Here is a 26,469-nt window from a genome sequence, read left to right as displayed (position 1 = left end):
CTTGAGGGCTCAATACTGGTATTCGGCAAAGACCGGATCGACGGATCCGTTCCAGCGGCCGTTGTAGAGGGCAAGCAGATCTTCCGCCAGCGTCGCCTTCTTGGCGAGCACCTCGTCGAGCGGCGCCAGGAACTGGCTCTCGTCGATGCCATCGCCGTTCAGCCGGTTGCGGCGCTTCAGGCCACCACGCGAAATCGCGATGACCTCGCGGGCGACGTCAAACAGAGTGCCGCTGCGGAACTTTGTCGCCAGCGCCTGAACCGGAACCGCATCGCGCATGGCGCCGACCTCCTCGAAGGTCCAGTCGCGCGTCAAGGCCTCGGCCGCATCAAGCGCTTCGCGGTCGTAGAGCAAGCCGACCCAGAAGGCCGGCAGCGCGCAGATCCGCCGCCACGGGCCACCGTCGGCACCGCGCATTTCGAGGAAGCGCTTCAGCCGCACGTCCGGAAACAGCGTCGACAGGTGGTTGGTCCAATCACCCATGTTCGGCTGCCAGTCGGCGATCTCGCCCTTGAGCGCGCCGTTCATGAACTGGCGGAAGGTGACATGGGTGCAATCGTGGTAGTGGCCGTCGCGCACGACGAAGTACATCGGCACGTCGAGCGCCCATTCCACGTAGTCGGCAAAGCCGAAATCCGGGCGGAAGGCGGACGGCAGGAGGCCGGCGCGCTGGTTGTCGGTATCGCGCCAAATGTCGCCGCGCCAGGAGAGCAGGCCGTTCGGCTTGCCGTCGGTAAAGGGCGAGCTCGCAAACAGCGCGGTTGAGAGCGGCTGCAGCTTCAGGGACACCTGCATCTTGCGGCGCATGTCCTCTTCCGAGGAAAAGTCGAGGTTCACCTGGATGGTGCAGGTGCGGTACATCATGTCGAGGCCGCGGCTGCCGACCTTGGGCATGTAGCGGCTCATGATGCCATAGCGCGATTTCGGCATGCGCGGGGTTTCGTCGAACGTCCACTTCGGGCTGCCGCCAATGCCAAGGAAGCGGATGCCGAGCGGTTCGGCGACTTCCCGCAGCACGGCCAGATGCTGGTTCGATTCCTTGCAGGTCTGGTGCAGGTTTTCGAGCGGTGCGCCGGAAAGCTCAAACTGCCCGCCCGGCTCCAGCGAGATCGCGCCGTTGCCCGACTGTTCGGCAAGGCCGATGATGTTGCCTTCGTCGACGATCGGCTCCCAGCCGCTCTTTGCAGCCATGCCGTTCAGAAGCGCCTGGATGCTGGCCTCGCCGAAGTAAGGTACGGGGCTGTTGTCCGCCTTAGAGAAGGCGAACTTTTCGTGCTCCGTGCCGATCCGGAACCGCTCCTCCGGTTTCGAACCTTCTGCCAGGTAGGCGGTCAGGTCAGCGACAGAGGTTACCGGCGTCTGGTCGGTGGTATCTCGGGCCATGAGCGTCTTCTTTTGTTTGGGCGACTGCCGCTGGATAGCGGGAGTTGATGAAGGCTGCTTGAACCGTATTCAGGTGCGGTGCAAGTCAATTTCTTTCAAGATCTCATCAAAAAAAGTAGGACAATTGCTTGCTTGAAAGCAAGCGCAGGAACAACGGGTCAATCTTTCCAGCTGGCCGTTGTTCCAGATTTTCGCCCTTCTCTTAAGGGAGGTGCCGACGCTTTGTCTCTTCCGAAACCGACCGGCTATCACCAGTCGCCGACGGTCGCCTGGATCACCGCCATGGCGGCAACCGCTGCCGTGTCGGCGCGCAGGATGCGGGGCCCAAGCGGGATGGCGCTGACGAAGTCGAGGCTGCGCAACACGCCGCGCTCGCCTTCGGAAAACCCGCCTTCCGGCCCGATCAGGAGAGCAAGTTTCTTCTCCTTGATGGCGGAGAGAACGGGCAAAGGGTTCTGGCTGTCACTGCCTTCGTCGCAGAAGATGATGCGCCGGTCGGTCGGCCAGGTTGCGAGCACGTCGTCCAGCCGACGCGGCTCGGAGACTTCGGGAATGCCGAGAACGCCGCACTGCTCGGCCGCCTCGATGACATTGGCGCGCACGCGGTCGATGTTCCCGAGCTTGCCCTGCACGTGCTGGGTCATGACAGGCTGCAGCGTGCCTGCGCCCATCTCCACCGCCTTCTGGACGAGATAGTCGAGGCGCCCGACTTTCAGCGGCGCGAAGAGGTAGACGAGATCGCACGGGGCGGGCTGCGGCCGCGTCTGTTCGACAGGCGTCAGCACCAGTTTCTTCTTGGCCGCGAAGGACAGCTCCGCCCGCCACTCGCCGTCCCGCCCGTTGAAGACGAGGATCGAGGCACCTTCCTCGTAGCGCAGCACGTTGACGAGATAGTTGAACTGCTCCTTCGTCGCCTCGGTGGCTGCGCCCTTCGTCAGGGTGTGCTCGACGAACAATCGCTGCATGCGAAAATTGGCGCGCATATCGGATGCCTTCACATAAAAATGCTGGAAAGGATGAAGTAGAGCACGGCCGAAAGCAGGGCCGATGCCGGAACGGTGATGACCCAGGCGCCGACGATCGTCAGGAAGTGCGAACGGCGCACGAGGCGCCGGCGACGCACCTCGGCAAAGTTGGTTTCCGCGGCCTCCATGAAGTCGCTCTGTCCGGTCTTTTGCCGGACATATTCGAGGCGCCGCTTGGAGTTGCGGATATACCATTCGCGGAAGAATCCGACGCCGAAGACAGCGCCGACGGCCGTGTGGGTCGAGCTGATCGGCAGGCCGAGCGCCGACGCCAGTAGCACGGTCACCGCAGTGGCGAGCGCCACGCAGAAGGCGCGCATCGGGTTGAGCTTGGTGATCTCCTGGCCGACGACGCGGATCAGCTTCGGGCCGTAGAGCAGCAGACCGATTGAAATGCCGAGCGCACCGATCGCCAGCTCCCAGAGGGGGGCCGGCGATGTCTCGGTGGTGATGACGCCGTCGAGTGCGGAGACGATGGCCGAGAGCGGGCCGATCGCGTTCGAGACGTCGTTGGCGCCGTGGGCAAAGGAGAGCAGGGCGGCGGCGACGATCAGCGGCAGCCGGAACAGTTTGCGCAGCGACTGGTTGCGGTTGTCGAGGCCCTGCGACTGCCTGAAAATCCAGGGCTTGGCCTGCAGATAGACCGCGAACCCGGCGACAAGTCCGGCGGCGAGGCCCGTTGGCAGGCTGATGGCAGCCACCTGGACCAGCGCGATAACGGCGAGATAGGCAGTAAAGCAGCCGGCGGTGATGCCGAGGAGGACCGGCATCCAGCGCCTGGCTGCGGCAATCTTGTCCTCGCGGTAGATGATGAATTCCTTGAGGAAGGCAAGGAAGGCGGCGGCAATCGCACCGCCAAGCAGCGGCGAGACCGTCCAGCTCAAGGTGATGCCGGCGAGGGACCACCATTGCACGCTGGAAAAGCCCGCAGCGGCGATGCCCGCGCCGACTATGCCGCCGATGATCGAGTGGGTGGTCGAGACCGGGGCTCCGGAATAGGTGGCGATGTTGATCCAGGCGGCCGACGAGGCGAGTGCTGCCATCATGATCCAGACAATGGTCTGCGCGCCAAGCACGTCTTCACCGTAGACGATGCCCGCCTCGATCGTCAGCGAGACCTGGCGGCCGGCCAGCAACGCGCCGGCGATTTCGAAAATCGCTGCGATGGTGAGCGCCGTCGCCATCGACATCGCCTTGGCGCCGACGGCAGCGCCGACGTTGTTGGTCACGTCGTTTGCGCCGATGTTCATGGCCATGTAGCCGGCAATCGCTGCCGCCGCGATGATGATCGGGGCACTGGCCGAGCTCGTCACGAAGCTTGAGGCAAAGGCCATGCTCAACAGCAGGAACAGACCGGCGAGCGCGGGTGCTGCCAGACTGCGCCGGACATGCTGCGAGGCTTCCTCGGCAAGGCTGAGCTTGTCGAGGTCCTTGTCGATCGTTTGTTTTGTGAGGCGTGTGCGCGGCCTTGCCACTGCCTGGAACTCCGTTGCCACACTGGCCACTAAGGCCAGTGCAACATGCATTCAAGTGGATTTGATGGATAACGGTGCGTGACGCGTCGAGGACCCGCGCTGGCGCAGCGCATGCGGTGGTAGGATCGCCTCGGCGCTAGCCGTGCGCCGCCTTCGGCATGTCTGCCGTGAGGGCCGTCATCCGCTCGCCGAAAGCGAGGATAAGGTCCTTCAGCGTCGGTTCAGCGACACGCGACGCCGCCTCCTTGTAGTCGACCCATTCCAGTTGCCGGCGCCCTTCTTCGGGGTAGTGCTCGCAGAGATCATCGACTTCCAGCGCGTGGACCTGCACCTTCACCGAAATCTTGAGGCCATGGTCCATGCGCTTCTGGTAGAGGTAGTAGCCGGCGGCCGCCTTCTGCACTCGCCCCTTGACGCCTGCTTCTTCGTAGGCTTCGCGCTCGGCCACTTCATGGGCGCGCTTGCCCTGCATCGGCCACCCCTTAGGGATGACCCAGCGCCCGGTGTCGCGGCTGGTGATCAGAAGAATTTCGAAGGCCTTGGTCTTCTTGCGAATGCGGTAGCACAGCGCTGCGTACTGCATGCGCGCCGGGCGACGCAACATCAATTGGACATCGGATGCGAGCCTGTTCAGGAAGTTCAAGGTCGTCTGCGCTCCTCTCGGCGAATCAGTGCGTGATGATGGTTATTCCAGCCAGTATGGCAGCGTCCTGTCGCGTGTAAATGTCACCCGCGTCGGGCAGCCGGATATGCAGCCTGCTTTCGGCAGAACTGTGGTCCAGACACGACAGGATATGGTGTTTTCACGGCAGTTCTGCAAACGAGCCGGCAATCGTGCGTTGGGCGGGTCAGCCAGCCCGATCGCGTTGCTGGGAGCGCAGCCGTGCGATGCGGTTCCACTCGCCGGTGCGTTCGGCCTCTCGCGTCGCCGCCGCGACGAAATCGATATGGCTTTGCGCGGCCGACTTGGCGGCGCCGGGGTCTCTGGCCATGATCGCATCGAAGATCGCTTCGTGCTGGGCAAGCAGCCGATCGCGGGCGCCCGGGGCGTTGAACACCGAGTTGCGGTGAAAGAAGATGCCTTGCTGCAGCAGCCGGTAGCAGGCGCGCAGCGTGTGTAGAAGTATGATGTTGTGGGCGCTTTCGCCGATCGCCTGATGCAGTTCGATGTCGGCCGCAAGCTCTGCGTCGAAGTCGCCGGCGGCGTGGGCCGCGCGCATCCGCTCGATGACCCGCGTCAGGATGTCCCTGTCGAAATCGGTCGCGCGGGTTGCGGCCAGTTCCGCCGTCAGTCCCTCGAGCTCGCGGCGGTATTCGAGATAGTCCTGTGTCGCCTTGTGATGGCGGGCGATGAGGTCGATCAGCGGCTTTGAAAAGATCTGGCCGACGACATCGGCGACAAAGGTGCCGCCGCCATGGCGGCTGTCGACGAGGCCGCGCGCCTCCAGTTCCTTCAGCGCCTCGCGCAGGATCGGTCTCGAAACGTCGAAACGCTTGGAAAGGTCCCGTTCGCCTGGCAGCCGGTCGCCGTCCCGCAGGACACCCTCGAGGATCAGAAGTTCGATCTGCTGCACCACCTCGTCCGCCGTGCGGCTATGGCTGATGCGGGCGAAGAGGTCGATCTGGTCGTCGGTCACTGCGGGGTCTCCGGGTCACGGACATGGGTGGATCGAAACCAGCCAGGGCGTGATCGATATGCATGAATTGGGCGGGTGTAACGGGAAGCGCACGGGGCTTTTGGTCGTTCCGCCTTGCGCCGCAATCTAGGCATCCGAGGCAAAGTGGTCAATTTGCTTGTCCACTTTGCCTCGGCTGACAAAAATCAAACTGCGTCAATGCGTCCTTTGTTCTTTTGCTCGTCTGGTTGATAAGGAAGTTGTGATGAACGCGTGAGGGGGACAAAGCGCTTCATGGCAAAGGGTAGTTTTGCATTTCCAGTGGCGCCGATGCGCGCCGTGGCCTTGGGCGAGGTTCATTCGCGCCCTTACGCGCTGGTGACCACACCGCGGGTGATCTTTCAGCTGGCCTTCCTGACGGATGGCGGTTCGATCGTCGATCACGCCGTTCTGTCGGAGCTGACGCGCGCGCGCGGCATTGCGCCGCCCGGGCGCGACGCCAACCACCACGCCATGCCCTGGGGGCAGGGCACGCTGCGCTGGGAGCGTCACACCGAGTTTTCGACCTATTTCTGGGACGCGCCGCCGCCTGAACAGTTTGGCGGCGAGGTGCCGATCCATCCATTCGGAGACGGGTTCTCGCCGCCGGGCTCGCTGATCTCGGGCATCCGGCTCGAGATCCGGCCGGACACGCCGGAAACCCGAGAGGCGATCAAGCTCTTCGATCCGACGAGCCTCTGTTTCAGCGAGACCAAGAACGGCCAGGCGGTGATCGTCACCGACTTCCGCCAGAACGGCGACGGCCTGACGCAGATCCTGGTGATCGACTGCGGCATGACCGAGGCCGGGACCGGCGCGCTTGTTCAGCGCCTGCTCGACATCGAGACCTACCGCACGCTGGCGATGATGGGTCTGCCGCTCGCACAATCGCTGTCGCCGGAAATCCGCCGGACCGAGGACGGCCTGACGGGGATCACCCAGCGCATGAAGGAGAACGTGCGCGAGGAAGCCGACGACATGCTGGCCGAAATCACCCGGCTCGCCGCCGATCTCGAAGCGGGAGCAGCGCTCAGCCTCTACCGCTTCGGCGCCAGCCGCGCCTATTACGGCATCGTCCAGGAGCGCATCCGAACGCTCGCCGAAACGCCGGTGCCGGGCTACGAGACGATCGGCACTTTCCTCGAACGCCGCCTGGCGCCGGCCATGCGCACCTGCCAGTCGGTCGAGGAGCGCCAGGCCAACCTGTCGCGCAAGCTCGCGCGCGCCACCGCACTCCTCAGAAGCTGGGTCGACGTCGAACTCGAACGGCAGAACAGTGCGCTTTTGAACTCGATGGACCGGCGCGCCAAGCTGCAGCTGCGGCTGCAGCAGACGGTCGAGGGGCTCTCCGTCGCCGCCATTTCCTACTATGTCGTCGGGCTTTTCGGTTATCTCGCCAAGGCGGTCAGCCATGAGCTGCCGATCGATCCGGGGGTCCTCACCGGTCTTGTCGTCCCGTTTGCAGTTGCCGGCGTCTGGCTGATCGTTCGGCGCATCCGCCGCCATCACGAAGAGGCTGATCACAAATAAAGCAATTCCAGCAAAAGTGCGCAGCGGTTTTGCGTCCGGAATTGCGGGAAGCAAGGGACCTCAGAGGGAGGCGTAACGGCGGCCGGGTACCCCTATTGCTCCCAGTAGGGGATGGGGCCGTAGAGCTCGGCCAGGTAGTCGATGAACAGGCGTACCTTCGCCGGCAGGAACTGGCGGCTCGGATAGACGGCCGAAAGTGTCAGGTTCTTGGAACCTTCCCACTGCGGCAGCACCTGCAGCAGCTGGCCGCTGCGCAGCTCCGGTCCGATATCCCAGGTGGAGCGCAGCGCAATGCCGGCGCCGGCAATGACGGCTGCACGCACGATCTCGGAGGAGTTGGTGACGAGCGGCCCCTCCGGGTGCCAGACGAGCGCACCCTCGGGCCCTTCGAGCTTCCAGTTGTCGTTGTTGTGGGCCGGCAGGCAGAGATGGTTTGCCAGCTCGCCGATTTCGCTCGGCGCACCGTTGCGGGCGATGTAGTCAGGCGAGGCGCAAAGCAGCCGGCGGACCGGCGCCAGCTTCCGGGCGACCAGCGACGAATCCGTGAGCTCACCGATCCTGACCGCCATGTCGAACCCCTCGGCGACGATGTCGGTAAAATCGTCGGTCAGCACGATATGCAGCTTCAGGTCCGGGTGGTCCTTCATGAATTTTGTCAGATGCGGTGCGATGTGCATCCGGCCAAAGGAGGTTGGCGCTGAAATGCGCAGCACCCCCATGGCGTGCGACGAGCGGCCGGACGCATAGGCCTCTGCCTCCTCGATGCCGGAGAGAATGCCGAGCACCCGATCGTAAAATCCCTGGCCGGCTTCCGTCAGCGAGATCTGCCGCGTCGTGCGCTGCAGGAGGCGCGTGCCGAGGCGATCTTCGAGCCTCTTGATGCGCTTGGAGATCACAGCTGGGGAAAACCCGAGCACCCGCCCCGCTGCCGACATACTGCCGGTGGAAACGACCCGTGCAAAAATCTCAAGATCGCCTAAATTCGTCATCAATCGTTGCCATTGTTTCCAAAACGGAAAAGCTCAATAGCATTTGCCGGGGTTCTGTCCTAGTGGTAAAGAAAATGAACCAATTGACGCGCGACGGGAGATGCTGATGGCCGAAACGATCGGTTTTCTTGAGCCGAAACAATCGGTTATCTCTCGTCGTCGTGAGATTGTCGCCGACCTCGCCGACCTGTTGCCGCAGGGCTGCCTGATCAGCGACGAGCGCGGGCTGAAGCCCTTCGAAACCGACGCGTTCATCGCCTATCGCCGCATGCCGCTTGCCGTCGCGCTGCCGGAAACGACGGAGCAGGTGGCGGCCCTGCTCAAATATTGCAGCCGCTACGGTGTGCCGGTCGTGCCGCGCGGTGCCGGAACCTCGCTTTCCGGGGGCGCCATCCCGCAGGAGGATGCCGTCGTCATCGGTCTTTCGAAGATGTCGCGCATTCTCGACATCGATCTTTTCAACCGCACCGCGACCGTTCAGGCCGGCGTCACCAATCTCAACATTTCCGAGGCGGTCACGGCGGACGGGTTCTTCTATGCGCCCGACCCGAGCTCGCAGCTCGCCTGTACCATCGGCGGCAACATCGGCATGAACTCCGGCGGCGCCCACTGCCTGAAATACGGCGTCACCACCAACAACCTGCTCGGGGTAAAGATGGTGCTCCACGACGGCACGGTCATCGAGCTTGGCGGCAAGGCGCTGGATGCGGCAGGCTACGACCTGCTCGGCCTGGTCTGCGGTTCGGAGGGACAACTCGGCATCGTCACGGAAGCGACCGTGCGCCTGATCGCCAAGCCCGAGGGCGCACGGCCCGTGCTCTTCGGCTTTGCCTCGTCGGAAGCGGCGGGCGCCTGCGTCGCCGACGTCATCGGGTCCGGCATCATTCCGGTTGCGATCGAATTCATGGACAAGCCGGCGATCGAGATCTGCGAGGCCTTCGCCCATGCCGGCTACCCGCTCGACGTCGAGGCACTGCTGATCGTCGAGGTCGAAGGTTCCGAGCAGGAAATGGACGCGATGCTTGCAAGCATTGTTGCCGTCGCGCGTCGCCACGGGGTCGCGACGATCAAGGAATGCCAGACGGCCATGGAGGCGGCGGCGATCTGGAAGGGGCGCAAGTCCGCCTTTGGCGCGACGGGCCGGATTGCAGATTACATCTGCATGGACGGAACGGTGCCGCTCAGCCAGCTGTCGCATGTGCTCGCCCGTACCGGCGAAATCGTTGCGAGCTACGGCCTGCGCGTCGCCAATGTCTTTCATGCCGGCGACGGCAACATGCATCCGCTGATCCTCTACAACATCAACGATCCCGATGATGCGGCGCGGGCGGAAGCCGCAGGCAACGATATCCTGAAACTCTGCGTCGATGCCGGAGGATGTCTGACCGGCGAGCATGGCGTCGGCATCGAGAAACGCGACCTCATGCTGCATCAATACACACAGGCCGACCTCGACCAGCAGATGGCGGCGCGCGCCGCCTTCGATCCGCAGTGGATCCTCAACCCGTCGAAGGTCTTCCCGCTTGAAGGGCGTCCCGCCGCATGATCGTGCATTTCGAACCGGCCAGCGAAGAGGGTATTGCAACCGTCGTGCGGGCCATGGCCGCCGACAAGGCCTCGCTCGCGCTTATTGGCGGCAACACGCGCTCCGGCCTCGGCAATCCTGTGCGCGCCGATCGGGTGCTCTCGACGCGCCGCCTGTCCGGCATCGTCAGCTACAATCCGGCCGAGATGACGATCACCGCGCTCGGTGGAACACCGGTGCGCGAGATCGACGAGGCGCTCGCCGAAAACCGCCAGATGCTCGCCTTCGAGCCGATGGACCATCGGCCGATTTTTGCCACGTCCGGCGAACCGACGATCGGTGGGATCTTCGCCGCCAATGTGTCAGGCCCGAGGCGTTACGTCGCCGGTGCTGCCCGCGACAGCCTGCTCGGCATCCGTTTCGTCAACGGCCAGGGCGAGGCGATCAAGGCAGGCGGCCGGGTGATGAAGAACGTGACCGGGCTCGACCTGGTGAAGCTGTTGTCCGGCTCCTATGGCACGCTCGGCATCCTGACCGAGGTCACCTTCCGTGTTCTGCCCTTGCCCCCAGCAGCTGAGACCGTCGTCGTCTCCGGGCTGAACGATGCGGAGGCCGCGGCCGTCATGGCCGAGGCGATGGCGCAGACGACGGAAGTGTCCGGCGCCGCGCATCTTCCCGAAAGCGTGCGCGGACGGTTCATCGACGGCACACTTCCGGATGGGGCAGCCACCGTTCTGCGGCTCGAAGGGCTTGAGGCATCCGTCGCATTTCGGGCCGACAAGCTTGCAAACGCGGTCTCGCGCTTCGGCGCGGTTTCGCGTCTCGATGCTCAAAGGACATCTGAGCTCTGGGCGGAAATCCGTGACGTCAAACCCTATGCCGACGGCACGAAACGGCCGCTCTGGCGGGTCTCCGTCGCACCCTCCCTCGGCCACCAGCTGGTGGCGGCGTTGCGGCTGCAGACCGGCGTCGATGCCTTTTACGACTGGCAGGGCGGTCTCGTCTGGCTGCGCATGGAGGCCGATCCCGAAACCGAGCTCGTGCGCCGCTACATCAAGGTTCTCGGTGGCGGCCATGCGACGCTGGTGCGGGCGCATGACAGCTATCGCGCGGCCATCTCATCGTTTGAACCGCAAGCCCCGGCCGTGGCACAATTGAGCGAGCGCGTTCGCGCCAGGTTCGACCCGCACCGCATCTTCAATCCGGGCCGCATGGCTGCGATCTTCTGAGACGCGCGAACAAGGGAGGTACCGATGAGCGACAATGGCCCGCAAACGCCGTTTTCCCGCGAGACCGATCGCTGGCTGGAGCCGGGGAAGATCAACGTCCAGGTCATCTACGTTCTCTATCTCGTGGGCTTTGCTGTCGGCATCACTGCACTGATCGGCGTGGTGATCGCCTATCTCAACCGCGGCAAGGGCGCGCCTTGGGTGCAGACGCATTACGTGTGGGCAATCCGGACGTTCTGGATCGCCCTGCTGTTTGGCGTGATCTCCACGCTGCTCACGGTTCTCCTGGTCGGTCTTCTCGGTTTCGTCGCCACTGCCGTCTGGATCGTCGTGCGCTGCGTCGTCGGCCTGCAGCGGGCCGCGCGCCAGGAACCGATCACCAATCCTGAAAGCTGGATGGTCTAGCTGTTTGAAATGCCGCGGTCTTGATCCGCAGGCCGAAAGTGGAGTTCGCACGTGCAGACCAATTTTACCCCGGCCCAGCTCGCCGATCCGCATGTGGCCGAATCCGAAGCTATTCTGCGCAAATGCGTGCATTGCGGCTTCTGCACCGCGACCTGTCCCACCTATGTCACGCTCGGCGATGAACTCGACAGCCCGCGCGGGCGCATTTATCTCATCAAGGACATGCTGGAAAACGGCCGGGCGGCCGACAGGGAAACGGTCACCCACATCGACCGGTGCCTGTCCTGCCTTGCCTGCACCACCACCTGTCCCTCCGGCGTCGACTACATGCATCTCGTGGACCATGCGCGTGTCCATATCGAGAACACCTACAAGCGGCCGCTCAGCGAGCGGCTGGCGCGGGCGGTGCTCGCGGCAGTCCTGCCCTATCCCCAGCGCTTCCGCCTGTCGCTGAAGGCGGCCGGCCTTGCCCGGCCGTTTGCGGGCCTGATGAAGCGTTTCGCGTTTCTGAAGACGTTTGGCGTCATGCTCGATCTGGCGCCGGTCGCCGTGCCGCAGCCATCGGCATCGGCTGAGTCGGGCGTGCATGCGCCCAAGGACAAGCGCGTCGGCCGCGTGGCGCTCTTGACCGGTTGCGCCCAGCCGGTGCTGAAGCCGGAGATCAACGAGGCGACGATCAGGCTCCTGACCCGTTTCGGCATCGAGGTGGTGGTGTCGGCGGGCGAGGGCTGTTGCGGCGCGCTGGTGCACCACATGGGTCGCGAGAACCAGGCGCTCGACGCCGCAAGGCGCAATGTCGACGCCTGGCTGAAGGTTGCCGAGGAGGGAGGGCTCGACGCCATCGTCATCACGGCATCAGGCTGCGGCACGACGATCAAGGACTATGGCCACATGCTGAGGCTCGATCCCGATTATGCGGAAAAGGCCGCGCGGGTCTCGGCCCTGGCAAAGGACATCACCGAGTATCTGGCGTCGCTCGACCTGCCGGAAAGGGACGCAAGCGGCATGACGCTCGCCTACCATTCCGCCTGCTCGATGCAGCATGGCCAGAAGATCACATCAGTGCCGAAGCAGCTTCTCAAGCGCGCCGGCTTCGTTGTCCGTGATCCGGCGGAAGGGCACCTCTGCTGCGGCTCGGCAGGCACCTACAACATCCTGCAGCCGGAAATTTCGGCGAAGCTGAAGGCACGCAAGGTCAGGAACATCGAGGCGACGAAGCCGGACGCGATCGCGACCGGAAACATCGGCTGCATCACCCAGATCGCGAGCGGCACCGCCATTCCGATCGTGCACACGGTGGAACTGCTCGACTGGGCCTATGGCGGGGCAAAGCCGCAGGGCCTCTGACCCAAAGAGAAAGGCCGGCGGATGCCGGCCTTCTTCGTTTCAAGCCTCCGGGCGGTCGCCGATCAGCCGCCAAAAATCTGGCGGAAGATATCGACGCCGCGGTCGTCGTAATAGGTGTCGCCCGCCTTGCTGCCGGGGCCGATGACGATGACCTTGGTACCGACGTCGGCGCGGTCGTAGAGATGCTCCACGTCCTCGTTCATCATGCGGATGCAGCCGGACGACATGTTCTGGCCGATGGTCCAGGGCTGGTTGGTGCCGTGGATGCGGAAGATCGTGTCGCGGCCGCCCTTGTAGAGATACATGGCGCGGGCGCCGAGCGGATTGTCGATCCCGCCTTCCTGGGTCACCGGCAGGATGCGACCCTTGGCGGCCTCGCGGCGGCGCATTTCCGCCGGCGGCGTCCATGTCGGCCATTCGGCCTTGCGGCCGACCTTCACCACGCCCGACCAGCCGAAGCCGTCGCGGCCGACGCCGATGCCGTAGCGCGTCGCACGGTTCGGGCCGTCGATGTAGTAGAGAAACTTGTTGTTGGTATCGACGATGATCGTTCCCGGTGCCTCGTCGGTGCGGAAGCGGACCTTGGTGCGCCAGAATTGTTTTGCCGGCTTCTTCGGCGTGGCCACGAGGACAACATCTGACGATGTGACCTTGGGCGCAGTGCCGGGCGCCGGCGTGAAAGCCGAGGCACCGGTGGCGGCAAGAATAGTGCTGGTCGCAATCGCGATCGCGACCACTTTGCTGGCATGACGCTTCATATATGATTCCCTCTCAACCCTCGTTCCCGGCAGGCTATGCAAATCGCGTCGAAGTTCAAGCCTGCGATACATCCGGTCGATCAAACGTGATCGCAGAACTTGTATCTCTTTCAGTGGCTGTTGCCTGAAGACCACGCATCCGCAACAGCAACACGTTCGAGGGCGGGGGAATATTCTACGCTATGCTCCAACTAGATGACGATAACCTTCGTGCCGAGCTTTACCCGCTCGTAGAGGTCGACGACGTCTTCGTTGCGCATGCGGATGCAGCCGGAAGAAACGGCATAGCCGATCGTCCAGGGGGCATTGGTGCCGTGGATACGGTAGAGTGTCGAGCCGAGATACATGGCGCGCGCGCCGAGCGGATTTTCCGGGCCGCCGTCCATGCGCGCCGGCAGGTAATGACCCTTGGCCGCCTCGCGACTGATCATCTCCTGCGGCGGCGTCCAGCTCGGCCACTCGGCCTTGCGGGTGACCTTGTGGGCGCCGGCCCATTCGAAGCCCGGCTTTCCGACGCCGACACCGTAGCGCCGCGCTTCGCCATTGCCGGTCACGAGATAGAGAAAGCGGTTGTTGGTGTCGATGACGATCGTGCCCGCCTTCTCCTGGGTCTCGTAGGCGACCGTCTGCGGCAGGTATTGCGGATCGAACCTTGATTTCACCGGCCGCTGGGCGCGCGTGGCATTGGCCGGCTGGAACAGCGGATTGACGGTGCGGCGCTTGACCTGTGGCTTGCCGACCTGAACCTGCGGCTTGGCGACCTGAGCCTGCGGATAGAACTGTTTTCGGGTGGCCTGCGGAATCTGCTGCCGATAGGTCACCTGCCGCTGCCGCGTCTGCTGCTGGCCGCCGAGCTGCATCACCCAGGGGGCGGTGAGGTCGGGGCTAACGACGACGGGCGGACGGTTCTGATACCGGTCCTGTGCGGCGACCGGGCTGGCGACAATGGCCAGAAGGGAGGCGGCTAGAAGAAGGGATTTTTTCAACATCGGACGGACTCGCTACCTTTCGCCGAAATCAATCAAGGGGGCGCAGGCGGCCGAAGAACGGAACGCTCGGACGGGCATGCGCCTTGGCAATGGCGCGATCGTGTCACCGCGGGGCCACCGAATGGTAAACGGCCGTTCGTTAAAAGGCGAAGGCGGCGATAAAGCTCTGGGTAGGGTTATCCGCCGCTTTAGGAATCTGGTTTGCAAATGGTAAAGGTAGGGAAATGAGCGGTATGGAGGGGCAAAAGGCGATGACGGCCAAGGGTATTGTGACGGGTGACGACGGCGTTTTGCGCTGTGCCTGGCAGGGCAATGTCGATGACTATCGTCGCTACCACGACGAGGAATGGGGGCGTCCGGTCACCGATGACCGCCGGCTGTTTGAGAAGATCTGCCTCGAGGGCTTCCAGTCGGGCCTCTCCTGGCTGACGATCCTTCGCAAGCGCGAGGCGTTCCGCGCCGCTTTCGCCGGCTTCGATTTCGATCGGGTTGCGACCTTCGGGGACGCCGATGTCGAGCGCTGCCTTGCCGACACGGGCATCGTGCGCCATCGCGGCAAGATCGTCTCCACCATCAACAACGCCCGCCGTGCGCAGGAACTCAGGCAGGAGTTCGGCTCGCTCGCCGGATATTTCTGGTCCTACGAGCCGGGGGCGGCGGAGCGCCCTGAGGTGGTGACCTATGAGGCGATCGTCGCCAATCCGACGACGCCGACCTCGACCCGGATCTCCAAGGACCTGAAGAAGCGCGGCTGGACCTTCGTCGGACCGACGACGATCTATGCCTTCATGCAGGCCATGGGACTGGTCAACGACCATATCGAAGGCTGCCATTGCCGTGCGGTGGTGGACGATCTGCGCGGCAGGCTCGCGCGCCCGGCCATTCGAGCGGCCTGACGGCGGTGGCCGCCAGAGGGCAGCGGCCCCACGGGCACCGATTGTCCGGCGGATCTCCTGCTCAGGCGCAGAGCACGACGCGCTCGCGCCGCACGGCAAATATGCCTTGCAGGCGCTCCTCGCCGCTCGGCGCGTCAAGAACGGATCGGCCGATGCAGAAAAGCTGCGCCGCATTCAATGTCGACGCGCGCGCCATCGCGGTGAAGCAGAACGACGATGGCGAAGCGGTCGCCTGTTCCAGGATGTTGAGGATGGTGGTGCGATCCTTGCGGTCGTAGGCGCGGGTGAAATCGACGATGCCGCAGGAGCGGGCGGGCAGGCCGAGCAGTGACGCCGTCTGCTGGCCGAGATGAAAGACGCCGCTTGCGAGGTCGCAATGCCACGGTTCGACCAGGTAGTCCCTCTCGTCGAGGTGGCGCATCCACGTGGTGTCCGCGTCCAGTTGCCCGGACTGGATGGCTCCTGAGCCAGGTGTCATGTATCTCAGCATGATGCCTCTCTCTTGTCGCGACGTTGTGCGGGCGCGGTCGATACCGTCGCGTGGCTTTCCGTCGAAATCTCTGCCGTGGGTCGGATTCGGTGCAATCATTGCGCCAGGGGTCGTCGCAGGTCGCGCGTTCCGTTGAGCGCGAAGATAGTCGATCCCCCGCGAGATCGGAATGTGGATGATCGTTTATCGAATAAACTTTTAGTGATTGTTTGTGGAATAGTGCGCCCTGTGGTTGAGGTCAAGTCCTTCCAACGATGATGTGACGCAATAGGCCTGCGACGCGCGTGCCGGCGCCTGTGTTGCCGTGCGGTCGCGTGACACCGGCAGGCATCGGCCCTGAGGCGCGGTTTGCAGGGTTCAAACCCTTGCCGCACCTCAAGTGATCCGATAGGGAAAGCAGCCAACACGCTGACAGTCTGGAATGCTCAAATGACCGAGAAACAGAAGAAACCGCAGAAGCTCAAGGCCCGCCTGCCGCGCGGCTTTGTCGATCGCTCCGCCGCCGATATTCGCGCGACTGACGAAATGATCGGCAAGATCCGGGCGGTCTACGAGCATTATGGTTTCGATCCGGTCGAGACGCCGCTGTTCGAATACACCGACGCGCTCGGCAAGTTCCTGCCCGACAGCGACCGTCCGAACGAAGGCGTGTTCTCGCTGACCGACGATGACGACCAGTGGATGTCGCTGCGCTACGACCTGACCGCGCCGCTCGCCCGTCACGTCGCCGAGAATTTCAACGAGATCCAGCTGCCGTTCCGCACCTATCGTGCCGGCTACGTCTTCCGCAACGAGAAGCCCGGTCCGGGTCGGTTCCGCCAGTTCATGCAGTTCGACGCCGACACGGTCGGCGCTGCCGGCGTCCAGGCGGATGCCGAAATGTGCATGATGATGGCCGACACCATGGAAGCGCTCGGCATTGCGCGCGGCGACTATGTGATCCGCGTCAACAACCGCAAGGTGCTTGATGGCGTCATGGAAGCGATCGGCCTGGGCGGTGACGACAAGGCCAACGCCCGTCTGACGGTTCTGCGCGCCATCGACAAGCTCGACAAGTTCGGCCCCGAAGGCGTGCGGCTGTTGCTCGGCGAAGGCCGCAAGGACGAAAGCGGCGACTTCACCAAGGGTGCGGGGCTCAACGCCGAGCAGATCGACAAGGTGCTGTTCTTCGTCGGCATCCAGAATTATGCCGAAAGCGCCGACGAACTCGCAGCGCTCGTTTCGGGCACCGCCAGGGGCGGCGAGGGCGTCCAGGAACTCAACACCATCCGCAGCCTGGTCGTCAGCGCCGGCTATGAGGCTGACCGCATCAAGATCGACCCTTCGGTGGTGCGCGGTCTCGAATACTACACCGGCCCGGTTTTCGAGGCCGAGCTGCAGTTTGCCGTCACCAACGAGAAGGGCGAGAAGGTCGTCTTCGGTTCAGTCGGCGGCGGCGGTCGTTACGATGGTCTGGTCTCGCGTTTCATGGGGCAGCCGGTGCCGGCAACCGGCTTCTCGATCGGCGTCTCGCGGCTGATGACGGCGCTGAAAAACCTCGGCAAGCTCGGCGCTTCCGAAGTCCTGGCCCCCGTCGTCGTCTGCGTCATGGACCGTGACATCGACAGCATGGGCCACTACCAGCGTTTCGTGCAGCAACTGCGCCATGCCGGCATTCGTGCCGAGATGTACCAGGGCAACAAGAAGAACTTTGGCGATCAGCTGAAATATGCCGACCGTCGCGGCTCGCCGCTGGCGATCATCCAGGGCGGCGACGAGCGCGCTGCCGGCCTCGTCCAGATCAAGGACCTGATCGAGGGCAAGCGCCTGTCGGGCGAGATCGAGGACAATGCAGCCTGGCGCGAAGCGCGCGTCGCACAGGTTTCGGTGCCGACGGCCGATCTGGTCGAAAAGGTGCGCGAAATGCTGGCGGCCCAGGCCGAGGATCGGGCAAGGGGCTGACGATCATGGCCCTCATCAACCTGCCCGAATTCGCCGACGCGCTGCTGGCCGATTTCGAAAGTCTCGGCGCCTTGCGGGTCGACACCCCGGTGATCCAGCCGGCCGAGCCGTTCCTCGCCATGGCCGGCGAGGATCTGCGCCGGCGCATCTTCATGACCGAGAGCGAAACTGGCGAAAGCCTGTGCCTGCGCCCGGAATTCACCATCCCCGTCTGCCTGCGCCACATCGAGGCGGTGACCGGTACGCCGAAGCGCTACGCCTATCTGGGTGAGGTCTTCCGCCAGCGTCGCGAAGGCGGCAACGAATTCTATCAGGCCGGCATCGAGGATCTTGGCGACACCGACATCGCCAGCGCCGATGCGCGGATCGTTGGCGATGCCATGCGCGTCGTTGCCAATCGCCTGCCCGGCCGCACGCTCAGCGTCACCCTTGGCGACCAGGCGGTGTTTGAAGCCGTCGTCGGCGCCTGCGGTCTGCCGGCCGGCTGGCAGAAGCGGCTGATCCATGCCTTCGGCGACCAGAAGCACCTTCAGAAGCTCCTGACCGAGCTTGCGCACCCGCGCACGGTCGGCGTCTTCGGCCCGGAAGTCGTTCGCCTGTCGATGGACGGACTGCTCGAAGACGAGACCCGTCTCGTCGCTCATGTCGCCGAGACGATGGAGGCGACGGGCTATTCCACCAATGCCAGCCGCTCGCCTGAGGATATCGCCCGGCGGCTGAAGGAAAAGATGGAGCTGGCCAACACCCGGCTCGATCGGCGGACGCTCGATCTGGTCGGTGAGTTTCTGGCGCTCGACCTGCCGCTCGCCGAAGCTCCGGCAGCCCTGCGTGCCTTCGCGCAAAAATCCGGCCTCAAGCTCGATGAGGCGCTTGCCCGTTTCGACGCCCGTGTCGCAGCCCTTTCCGGGGCCGGCGCCGATATCGATGCGATCCGCTATCGCGCCGCCTTCGGGCGTCCGCTGGACTACTATACCGGCCTCGTCTTCGAGGTCGAGGTTGCCGGTACCCATGCTGTCCTGGCGGGCGGGGGACGGTTCGACCGCCTGCTGACGCTGCTCGGCGCCCGCGAACACATCCCGGCCGTCGGCTTCTCGCTCTGGCTCGACCGTATCGAAAAGGCGATAGCCTCTGAAGGAGGCGCCCAATGACCATTACCATCGCGCTGCCATCCAAGGGGCGGATGAAGGACGACGCTTCGGCGATCTTCGAACGCGCCGGCATGAAGATCGTCGCTGTCGGCAACGACCGCTCCTATCGCGGCCGGGTCGAAGGCTCTGACGACGTTGAAATCGCCTTCCTGTCGGCGTCTGAAATCTCCCGCGAACTTGGCAGCGGCTCGATCGATTTCGGCGTTACCGGCGAGGACCTGGTGCGCGAAGGCCTTGCCAATGCCGATGCCCGTGTCGAATTCTGCGCCCGCCTCGGCTTCGGCCATGCCGATGTCGTCGTTGCGGTGCCGGAGGTCTGGTACGACGTCGACACCATGGCCGACCTCGGCGACGTCGCCGCCGATTTCCGCGCCCGCCATGGCCGGCGCCTGGCGATCGCCACCAAGTACTGGCGGCTGACCCAGAACCATTTCTCCGGCAGCCACGGCATCCAGCTTTACCGCATCGTCGAGAGCCTCGGCGCCACCGAAGGCGCACCGGCTTCGGGTTCTGCCGATATCATCGTCGATATCACCTCGACCGGCTCAACGCTGAAGGCGAACCATCTGAAGATCCTGACGGATGGCGTGATCCTGCGCTCCGAAGCTTGCCTTGTGCGGTCGCGCAAGCCGGGCCACGACGCAGATCCGGTTGTCGCCCGGGTGATCTCGGCGGTTCGCGGCGCGCTGTAACGCTGGCCATCGGGCCGGCAGGCAAGCCGCCCGATGGCGCGAAAAATTAAAGTAGGGCCCTCACAAAGCGAACCCTCCGCTCCTATGTAAGTCGCGAAAACGGCGGTTCCGCCGTTCCCCGTTCCGTTGAGGAGACTTTTATGGCCGATCTTTCCGCCTTTCCGATCACCAAGCGCTGGCCGGCGAAAAACCCCGATATCATCCAGCTCTATTCGCTGCCGACGCCGAATGGCGTGAAGGTCTCGATCGCGCTCGAAGAGCTCGGACTGCCCTACGAAGCCCATCGTGTCGCCTTCGACGCCAATGATCAGAAGTCGCCGGAATTCGTCTCGCTCAATCCGAACGGCCGCATCCCGGCGATCATCGATCCCAACGGCCCGGACGGAAAGCCGATCGGCCTGTTTGAATCCGGCGCGATCCTGATTTATCTCGCCGAAAAAACCGGCAAGCTTTTGCCGGCGGATGCGGTGGGGCGCTACGAGACGCTCTGCTGGGTCATGTTCCAGATGGGCGGCGTCGGGCCGATGCTCGGCCAGTTCGGCCATTTTTTCAAGTTTGCCGCCGACAAGGTTGCCAACAACTCCTATCCCGTCGAGCGCTACCGGGACGAAGCCAAGCGTCTGCTCGGCGTCTTGGAAACGCGCCTTGAAGGGCGGCAATGGCTGATGGGCGACGACTACACGATTGCCGACATCGCCACCTACCCCTGGATCGAGGGCGCCCGCCGGTTCTATGGCGGCGCCGAGGTGCTCGACTACAAGAGCTTCCCGAACGTGATGGCCTGGGTCGAGCGTGGCCTCGCGCGCCCGGCGGCTCTAAAGGGCATGGAAGTGCCGCGCAAGGAATAGCAGTTCTTGCGGCCTTGTGTCTGAGTTGACGAAGCTCGGGCGCAAGGCTAGGCCTTGCTGTACAGACGGATAGGAAACGGGTGGGAAGCGTGTCGGGTAGGCTTGTTGTTGTCGGTGGCGGTCAAGCCGCCTTTGCTCTGGTTGCCAAGCTCCGCGCGCTGAAGGACGAGCGGCCGATCACCATCGTCGCCTCCGAGGCGAGCCTGCCCTATCAGCGCCCGCCACTGTCCAAGAAATACCTGCTGCGCGAGATGAGCCTGGACCGGCTGCTCTATCGCCCCGAGGCCTGGTACGGCGAACACGATGTCGACGTGCGCCTCGAGACGACCGTGACCGGGCTCGATCGCGCGGACAAGCGCGTCTCACTCAGCGACGGGTCGTCCCTCGAATATGAGGTGCTTGCCTTTGCCACCGGTGCGACGCCGCGCCGGCTGCCGGCCTCGGTCGGCGGCGAGCTTGAGGGCGTCTTCGTCGTGCGCGATTTCAGGGATGCCGATCTGCTGGCCGAAGAAATGAAACCCGGCCGCCGGGCACTGGTCGTGGGTGGCGGATACATCGGCCTTGAGGCCGCCGCCGTGGCCCGTACCTGCGGGCTGGAGGTGACGGTGATCGAGATGGCCGACCGCATCCTGCAGCGCGTTGCTTCTGCTGCAACGTCGGGCCTTGTGCGCGACATCCACAAAACGCGGGGCGTCGACATCCGCGAGGGCACCGGCCTCAATCGCCTTGTCGGCGACAATGGCCGTGTCACCGCTGCTGAACTCTCCGACGGGTCGACCCTGCCGGTCGACGTCGTGATCGTCGGCATCGGCGTGACCGCCAACGATCGCCTGGCGCATGACGCTGGCCTCGAAACAGCAAACGGCATCGTCGTCGATGCGTTCGGGCGAACCGCCGACCCCTCGATTTTCGCCATGGGCGACTGCGCGGTGCTGCCGTTCGAAGACCTGCGCATCCGGCTGGAATCCGTGCAGAACGCCGTCGATCAGGCCGAAGCGGTGGCAGCCATCCTTGCCGGCGGCGAACAGCCGTACGCGCCTAAGCCCTGGTTCTGGTCGGACCAGTACGACGTCAAGCTGCAGATCGCCGGTTTTGGTCTTGGCCATGACGAAACCATCGTCAGGCCCGGCCAGCGCGAAGGCAGCGTTTCCGTCTGGTACTTCCGCCAGGGACGGCTTGTTGCCGTCGACGCGATCAACGACGCCAAGGCCTATGTCACCGGCAAGAAATTGCTCGAAACCGGCGTCAATCCCGATCGTGCCGTGGTGGCCGATCCCCAATCGGATCTCAAGGCGCTGCTGGTGCAGCCCTAGCGTCGAGAACCACGCCTGGCAGCGCTTTCTAGCGGGCTGCAACTTGAAGGCGGCGTCGTTTCAAAATTCGTTAACGACGAAACTATTGTCTTCGTGGGCAATTGCCCGGCAGGGCCTCGATTTATCATTTCCTTAAATCACCTGACGCCAACACAGACAGCTTAAGTGGAGGCGAGAGGTCTCGTTTCCGACAGGATTTGATTTAGGCGATTGGCGATGATCAAGGTTCTTACGTGCCTGGTGGTAGAGCATAATCCCAAGCTGGTCGTTCTGGCCGCTCTCGTCTGCTTCCTTGCAAGCTATGGGGCGGTGACCCTCTTGCAGCGGGCGCGCGGATCCTCCGGCAAGGCCAAGGCGATCTGGGCGACCGCAGCCGGTATTGCAAGCGGCTTCGGCATCTGGGCAACGCACTTCATCGCCATGCTCGCCTATGACCCCGGCGTCGTCCTCGGCTACCAGATGGACCTGACCGGCCTGTCGCTCGCAGTCGCGATCATCCTGACAACGACTGCGCTGTTGATTGCGACACATGTCCAGGACCGCATGGGCTGGATCGTCGGCGGCCTTGTTCTGGGCGGCGGCGTCGCCTGCATGCACTTCCTTGGCATGGCAGCACTCGATGTGCCCGGCAGCATCCGCTGGGACGCAACATTGGTCGTTGCATCCGTTGTCGCCGGATCGCTGTTCGACATGGCAGCCCTGCGCACGATCGCCCGGGTCGGCGACCGGCTGAAGGCAAAGATTGCCGCCACCTTGCTGATGACGCTCGGCATCGTCGCGCTGCACTTCACCGCCATGGGCGCCGTAACGATCGAGGCCGACCTGCTGTCGGCGAGCCACGAAGGCATGATCCAGCCGCACCTGCTCGCGTTCGTCATCGCCGGCACCGCTTTCTTCCTTCTGTCGATGGTGCTGATCGCCGCCGGCTTTGCCCACCACGCCGAGATTTCCGCCGCCGCCGCCGAGCGCGAGTTCGCCCGCTTCGTGCGCAGCGTCAAGGACTACGCGATCTACATGCTCGACATCGAGGGCCGCGTGGCGAGCTGGAACGCCGGCGCCGAAGCCAACAAGGGCTATCGCTCCGAGGAGATCGTCGGCAAGAACTTCGCCTGCTTCTATTCCGAAGAGGACCAGCGCGACGGCGTGCCGCAAAAGGCGCTTGACGTGGCGCTTGGCAACGGCAAGTTCGAAACCGAAGGCTGGCGCTACCGCAAGGACGGTTCGCGGTTCTGGGCCCACGTCGTCATCGATCCCTTCCTTGACGAGCAGGGCAGGCACGCTGGCTTCATCAAGATCGTCAAGGACATCACCAAGGCGAAGATGGATGCCGAGCGGATCGCCGAGGTCAGCAACAATCTCGACGTCGCGCTGGAAAACATGTCGCAAGGCATCTGCCTGTTCGACAGCAACGACAAGCTGCTTCTGTCGAACCGGCGATGCCGCGAGATCTTCGGCTTCTCGGAGACGCTTGCCGGCCAGGGGCTGACCTTCCGCGAAATCCTCGACATCGTCTTTGCCCGCATCTACAGCGACCCGGACATCGCCAAGGCGAAGTCCGCGGAGCTCTACCAGAAGCATCGGGTCGAAATGGTCGGCAAGGGCGGCGGCGACATCGTCGAGAAGCTGGCAAACGGCCGCTCAATCCTGACCAAGCACCGCACGCTTCCCGACGGCGGCTGGGTCAGCACCTATGAGGACATAACCGAGCGCCTCGATACCGAGGAGCAGATCACCTTCCTTGCCCGCCACGACAGCCTGACGGGCCTGCCGAACCGCCTGCAGTTCAGCAGCTATCTCGAAGAGGAGCTCGACGCCGCCACCTGGTTCAACCGCAAGGTTGCGGTCGTCGGCATCGACCTCAACAAGTTCAAGGAAGTCAACGACCTGCATGGCCATGCCGCCGGCGACTTCGTGCTGGTGACGATCGCCCAGCGCATGAAGGGCCTCCTACAGGAAGGCGAGTTCGTGGCGCGCTTCGGCGGCGACGAGTTCGCGGCCGTCAAGCGCTTCGAGGAGCTTTCCGAACTCAACGACTTCCTGCGCCGCATCGAAAAGAGCCTGCATGAGGAAATGCGGTTCGGCGATTTCGAATTGAAGTCCGGTGGCAGCATGGGCGTCGCGATCTATCCGCAGGATGCCGAGACCGCGGACACGTTGATCAACAACGCCGATCTCGCCATGTACCGGGCGAAGGCCGCGCTCAACCAGACTGTCTGCTTCTATGAGGTATCGATGGACGAAGCGGCGCGGCAGAGACGCGGGCTTGCCAACGACCTCTGGGATGCGGTCGAGAAGGAGCAGCTTGCCCTGCATTACCAGGTGCAGAAATCGGTGATGTCCGGTGACGTCATCGGCTACGAGGTGCTGTTGCGCTGGAGCCATCCCGAACGTGGCATGGTGCCGCCCAGCGAGTTCATTCCGCTGGCCGAGGAGTGCGGCGCCATTCTGCCGATCGGCGAATGGGTTTTGCGCGAAGCGTGCCGCGAGGCAGCGGGATGGGAAGGCAGCCACAAGATCGCGGTCAATCTCTCGCCGGTCCAGCTCGCCAACGGCGATATCGTCAGCCTCGTTCAGGACGTGCTCGCCCAGACCGGCCTCGACCCGAACCGGCTGGAACTGGAAATCACGGAATCGACGATCATCGACGACAAGGAGCGGGCGCTGTTGACGCTGCGCCAGATCAAGGAACTCGGCGTCACGATCGCGATCGACGATTTCGGCACCGGATATTCCTCGCTCGAAACGCTCCGCTCGTTCCCCTTCGACAAGATCAAGCTGGACAAGAGCTTCATGTGGGAGGTGGAAGCCAGCCCACAGGCCAAGGCGATCGTGCGTGCGATCCTCGCGCTGGGGCAGAGCCTGTCCGTCCCGGTGCTCGCAGAAGGCGTCGAGACCCAGAAGCAGCTCGATATCCTCCAGGCCGAAGGCTGCGACGAGGCTCAAGGATATCTGCTGGGTCGCCCGGCCCCGATCGGGCGGCTGTTCGGCGATAAGGACGAAGCGGCGGCGGCTTGAGCGCAGGCCGCGCCTTCGTTGGGGCAGGGCGCGTTCGCGAATTGTTCGGCGCCGGCAAGGGCGCCTCGGTGTCGCCTCTGCCTTACTGGCGCAGCGGTGACCGGCCTGCGCCATCCACCAGGAAGCGCGGGAAAAAGAAGACGCCGAGGATCGTGCCGGAGTAACGCTGTTCCAGTCCGGATGACTCCCCGATGCAGAACAGTGGCTGCTTCTGGCCAGCCTCTTCGAGCGCAATTGTCGTCGAGAAGCAGAAGGATGAGCAACTGGTCGCCGCCTGCTCGAACAGCTCGAGCACGTGGTTGCGATCGGCCGGGTCGTAGCAGCGGACGAAATTGAGAAGTCCGCATTCTCCGTCACGCAGGCCATGGATGGCCGCGGCCTTCTCGCCAAGCCGGAAGAGGCCGGTCGACAGGTCGCCTGACCAGCCTTCCGAGGCGCAGAACTGTTCCAGAAACTCATGATGCGGAAGACCGGGATGTGGTTGTCCCGGAGCGCCGAGGGGAACGGAATTTGTTCTCGTGATCTTAAACACGGTCTACCCCAGCAGACTTCCCCGGTGCCGCCTATGACGCTCCAGGAAACGCATCCCAATGTGCAAATACGGCTCAACATGACCAATGCAAGAGAACCCGTCGCAGTCTGCGGGTGAGTTCTCAGGTGAAACGGTCGTCAGCTAGTAATGAAGCTCACCAAACGAAGTGATTTCGTAGGAGAGTGTCGGCCTAATTTGCGATTAAATACTTTTATTCTTTTCGTATATTCTCGAAGAGGTTCCGGGTGTGCGGCGAAATCGGAAAAGGCTCGGCGAACGGCTGCTTTCCCTTGGCGCTACCCAGTCTCCCGTGAATCTCCGCCCACTTGGGGCGCTGTTATAGTTCGTTTTTTTTCGACTTCAACGGTTTTTTGAAGCGAGACTACAACCGGGAGGACTTTTCCCTAGGTCAGTCTCGAGGCAGGCTTCGTCGCGGCCGCGTAAGCTTGATAAAAAGCAAGAAGGGCGACCCGAGGGCCGCCCTTCCGATCCGGATGGATCACTGCGAAAAGGCTGGCGCCTTATCACATCATGTCCATGCCGCCCATGCCGCCCATGCCGCCCGGCATTGCCGGAGCGTCCTTCTTCGGCAGTTCGGCGATCATGGCTTCCGTCGTGACGAGGAGGCCAGCAACCGAGGCTGCGTCCTGAAGAGCGGTGCGAACGACCTTGACCGGGTCGACGATACCCATGGCGATCATGTCGCCATATTCGCCGGTCTGGGCGTTGTAGCCGTAGTTGTCTTCGTTCTTGTCGAGGATCTTGCCGACAACGATCGAAGCTTCATCGCCAGCGTTCTCGGCGATCTGGCGGGCCGGAGCCTGCAGAGCGCGACGAACGATGTTGATGCCGGCTTCCTGGTCTTCGTTGACGCCCTTGACCGAGATCTTGGAGGCCGAACGCAGGAGTGCCGTGCCGCCGCCCGGTACGATGCCTTCCTGAACAGCAGCGCGCGTCGCGTTGAGGGCGTCGTCGATGCGATCCTTCTTTTCCTTCACTTCAACTTCCGTCGAGCCGCCGACGCGGATGACGGCAACGCCGCCAGCGAGCTTGGCAAGGCGTTCCTGCAGCTTTTCGCGGTCGTAGTCGGAGGTGGTGTCTTCGATCTGGGCCTTGATCTGGGCGACGCGGCCTTCGATGTCGGCCTTCTGGCCGGCGCCGTCGACGATCGTCGTGTTTTCCTTGGAGATCGAAACCTTCTTCGCACGGCCGAGCATGTCGAGCGTGACGTTTTCGAGCTTGATGCCGAGGTCTTCGGAGATCACGGTGCCGCCCGTCAGGATG

At 63.6% G+C, this 26,469-nt stretch carries 23 protein-coding genes; 12 read left to right on the top strand and 11 right to left on the bottom strand.

The annotated features are described in order from the left end of the window. Positions 1-9: 9 nt before the first annotated feature. The 5 genes from VGO12_RS11430 to VGO12_RS11410 form a co-directional block, all read right to left on the bottom strand. Positions 10-1,383, bottom strand: a complete 1,374-nt coding sequence (locus tag VGO12_RS11430) for a glutamate--cysteine ligase (RefSeq protein ID WP_327512865.1) — start codon at positions 1,381-1,383, stop codon at positions 10-12. A 248-nt stretch (positions 1,384-1,631) separates the two neighbouring features. Beyond that, complete coding sequence (locus tag VGO12_RS11425) at positions 1,632-2,366, bottom strand: 16S rRNA (uracil(1498)-N(3))-methyltransferase (RefSeq protein WP_327512864.1); 735 nt, start codon at positions 2,364-2,366, stop codon at positions 1,632-1,634. An 11-nt stretch (positions 2,367-2,377) separates the two neighbouring features. After that, positions 2,378-3,883, bottom strand: a complete 1,506-nt coding sequence (locus tag VGO12_RS11420; RefSeq protein WP_327512863.1) for an anion permease — start codon at positions 3,881-3,883, stop codon at positions 2,378-2,380. Positions 3,884-4,019: 136 nt separating this feature from the next. Then, on the bottom strand, positions 4,020-4,526 hold the full coding sequence (locus tag VGO12_RS11415) for an NUDIX hydrolase (RefSeq protein WP_327512862.1): 507 nt from the start codon (positions 4,524-4,526) through the stop codon (positions 4,020-4,022). 205 nt (positions 4,527-4,731) lie between these two features. Then, positions 4,732-5,520, bottom strand: a complete 789-nt coding sequence (locus VGO12_RS11410; protein WP_327512861.1) for a FadR/GntR family transcriptional regulator — start codon at positions 5,518-5,520, stop codon at positions 4,732-4,734. Positions 5,521-5,793: 273 nt separating this feature from the next. On the opposite strand from VGO12_RS11410, the gene VGO12_RS11405 reads away from it, so the two are divergent. Then, the gene (locus VGO12_RS11405; protein ID WP_327512860.1) at positions 5,794-7,068 is read left to right on the top strand and encodes a DUF3422 family protein; all 1,275 of its coding nucleotides are present in this window, start codon (positions 5,794-5,796) and stop codon (positions 7,066-7,068) included. Positions 7,069-7,160: 92 nt separating this feature from the next. Here VGO12_RS11405 and VGO12_RS11400 read toward each other — a convergent pair whose 3' ends face one another. Beyond that, the gene (locus VGO12_RS11400; protein ID WP_327512859.1) at positions 7,161-8,057 is read right to left on the bottom strand and encodes a LysR family transcriptional regulator; all 897 of its coding nucleotides are present in this window, start codon (positions 8,055-8,057) and stop codon (positions 7,161-7,163) included. A 106-nt stretch (positions 8,058-8,163) separates the two neighbouring features. Here VGO12_RS11400 and VGO12_RS11395 point away from each other — a divergent pair, with 106 nt between their 5' ends. Genes VGO12_RS11395 through glcF form a run of 4 tightly spaced genes read left to right on the top strand, consistent with a single transcriptional unit; the run spans position 8,164 to position 12,563 of the window. After that, positions 8,164-9,603, top strand: coding sequence for an FAD-binding oxidoreductase (locus VGO12_RS11395; protein ID WP_327512858.1), 1,440 nt, complete (start codon positions 8,164-8,166; stop codon positions 9,601-9,603). Next, positions 9,600-10,811, top strand: a complete 1,212-nt coding sequence (glcE, locus tag VGO12_RS11390; protein WP_327512857.1) for a glycolate oxidase subunit GlcE — start codon at positions 9,600-9,602, stop codon at positions 10,809-10,811. The genes VGO12_RS11395 and glcE overlap by 4 nt, the downstream gene beginning before the upstream one ends. Before the next feature lie 24 nt (positions 10,812-10,835). Beyond that, entirely contained in the window at positions 10,836-11,216 is a 381-nt protein-coding gene (locus tag VGO12_RS11385) for a hypothetical protein (RefSeq protein WP_327512856.1), read from the top strand. A 51-nt stretch (positions 11,217-11,267) separates the two neighbouring features. After that, positions 11,268-12,563, top strand: coding sequence for a glycolate oxidase subunit GlcF (gene glcF, locus VGO12_RS11380; RefSeq protein WP_327512855.1), 1,296 nt, complete (start codon positions 11,268-11,270; stop codon positions 12,561-12,563). A gap of 62 nt (positions 12,564-12,625) precedes the next feature. Here the strand turns inward: glcF and VGO12_RS11375 are convergent, their stop codons facing one another. Both VGO12_RS11375 and VGO12_RS11370 read right to left on the bottom strand, forming a co-directional pair. Continuing rightward, positions 12,626-13,321, bottom strand: a complete 696-nt coding sequence (locus VGO12_RS11375) for a L,D-transpeptidase (protein ID WP_327512854.1) — start codon at positions 13,319-13,321, stop codon at positions 12,626-12,628. Between the two features lie 191 nt (positions 13,322-13,512). After that, positions 13,513-14,310 (bottom strand): L,D-transpeptidase, encoded by a 798-nt coding sequence (locus tag VGO12_RS11370; RefSeq protein WP_327512853.1) that lies wholly within the window; start codon positions 14,308-14,310, stop codon positions 13,513-13,515. 251 nt (positions 14,311-14,561) lie between these two features. On the opposite strand from VGO12_RS11370, the gene VGO12_RS11365 reads away from it, so the two are divergent. Beyond that, positions 14,562-15,206, top strand: a complete 645-nt coding sequence (locus VGO12_RS11365) for a DNA-3-methyladenine glycosylase I (protein ID WP_327512875.1) — start codon at positions 14,562-14,564, stop codon at positions 15,204-15,206. A gap of 61 nt (positions 15,207-15,267) precedes the next feature. On the opposite strand, the gene VGO12_RS11360 is transcribed toward VGO12_RS11365, so the two are convergent. Beyond that, complete coding sequence (locus VGO12_RS11360; RefSeq protein WP_327512852.1) at positions 15,268-15,696, bottom strand: hypothetical protein; 429 nt, start codon at positions 15,694-15,696, stop codon at positions 15,268-15,270. Positions 15,697-16,125: 429 nt separating this feature from the next. Here VGO12_RS11360 and hisS point away from each other — a divergent pair, with 429 nt between their 5' ends. From hisS to VGO12_RS11330, 6 genes are all read left to right on the top strand, one after another. Next, the gene (hisS, locus tag VGO12_RS11355) at positions 16,126-17,637 is read left to right on the top strand and encodes a histidine--tRNA ligase (RefSeq protein WP_327512851.1); all 1,512 of its coding nucleotides are present in this window, start codon (positions 16,126-16,128) and stop codon (positions 17,635-17,637) included. Positions 17,638-17,642: 5 nt separating this feature from the next. Continuing rightward, positions 17,643-18,785: an ATP phosphoribosyltransferase regulatory subunit gene (locus VGO12_RS11350; protein ID WP_327512850.1), complete on the top strand. Its 1,143-nt coding sequence runs from the start codon at positions 17,643-17,645 to the stop codon at positions 18,783-18,785. After that, positions 18,782-19,477 carry an ATP phosphoribosyltransferase gene (gene hisG, locus VGO12_RS11345; RefSeq protein WP_327512849.1) on the top strand — a complete coding sequence of 232 codons (696 nt, stop codon included), beginning with the start codon at positions 18,782-18,784 and terminating at the stop codon, positions 19,475-19,477. The genes VGO12_RS11350 and hisG overlap by 4 nt, the downstream gene beginning before the upstream one ends. 140 nt (positions 19,478-19,617) lie before the next feature. Beyond that, positions 19,618-20,325 carry a glutathione binding-like protein gene (locus VGO12_RS11340; RefSeq protein WP_327512848.1) on the top strand — a complete coding sequence of 236 codons (708 nt, stop codon included), beginning with the start codon at positions 19,618-19,620 and terminating at the stop codon, positions 20,323-20,325. Positions 20,326-20,414: 89 nt separating this feature from the next. Beyond that, positions 20,415-21,638, top strand: a complete 1,224-nt coding sequence (locus VGO12_RS11335) for an NAD(P)/FAD-dependent oxidoreductase (protein WP_327512847.1) — start codon at positions 20,415-20,417, stop codon at positions 21,636-21,638. 216 nt (positions 21,639-21,854) lie between these two features. Further along, complete coding sequence (locus VGO12_RS11330; protein ID WP_327512846.1) at positions 21,855-24,653, top strand: bifunctional diguanylate cyclase/phosphodiesterase; 2,799 nt, start codon at positions 21,855-21,857, stop codon at positions 24,651-24,653. 82 nt (positions 24,654-24,735) lie between these two features. Here VGO12_RS11330 and VGO12_RS11325 read toward each other — a convergent pair whose 3' ends face one another. Beyond that, entirely contained in the window at positions 24,736-25,185 is a 450-nt protein-coding gene (locus tag VGO12_RS11325; RefSeq protein WP_327512845.1) for a hypothetical protein, read from the bottom strand. A 524-nt stretch (positions 25,186-25,709) separates the two neighbouring features. Continuing rightward, positions 25,710-26,469 (bottom strand): chaperonin GroEL (groEL, locus tag VGO12_RS11320; RefSeq protein WP_327496695.1); only part of this gene is annotated, 760 nt, incomplete at its 5' end.

This window comes from Ensifer sp., assembly GCF_035999135.1.
Classification (GTDB): domain Bacteria; phylum Pseudomonadota; class Alphaproteobacteria; order Rhizobiales; family Rhizobiaceae; genus Ensifer.
The sequence above is the reverse complement of the archived record's forward strand: the minus strand, read 5'-3'. Positions and strand labels throughout refer to the sequence as shown.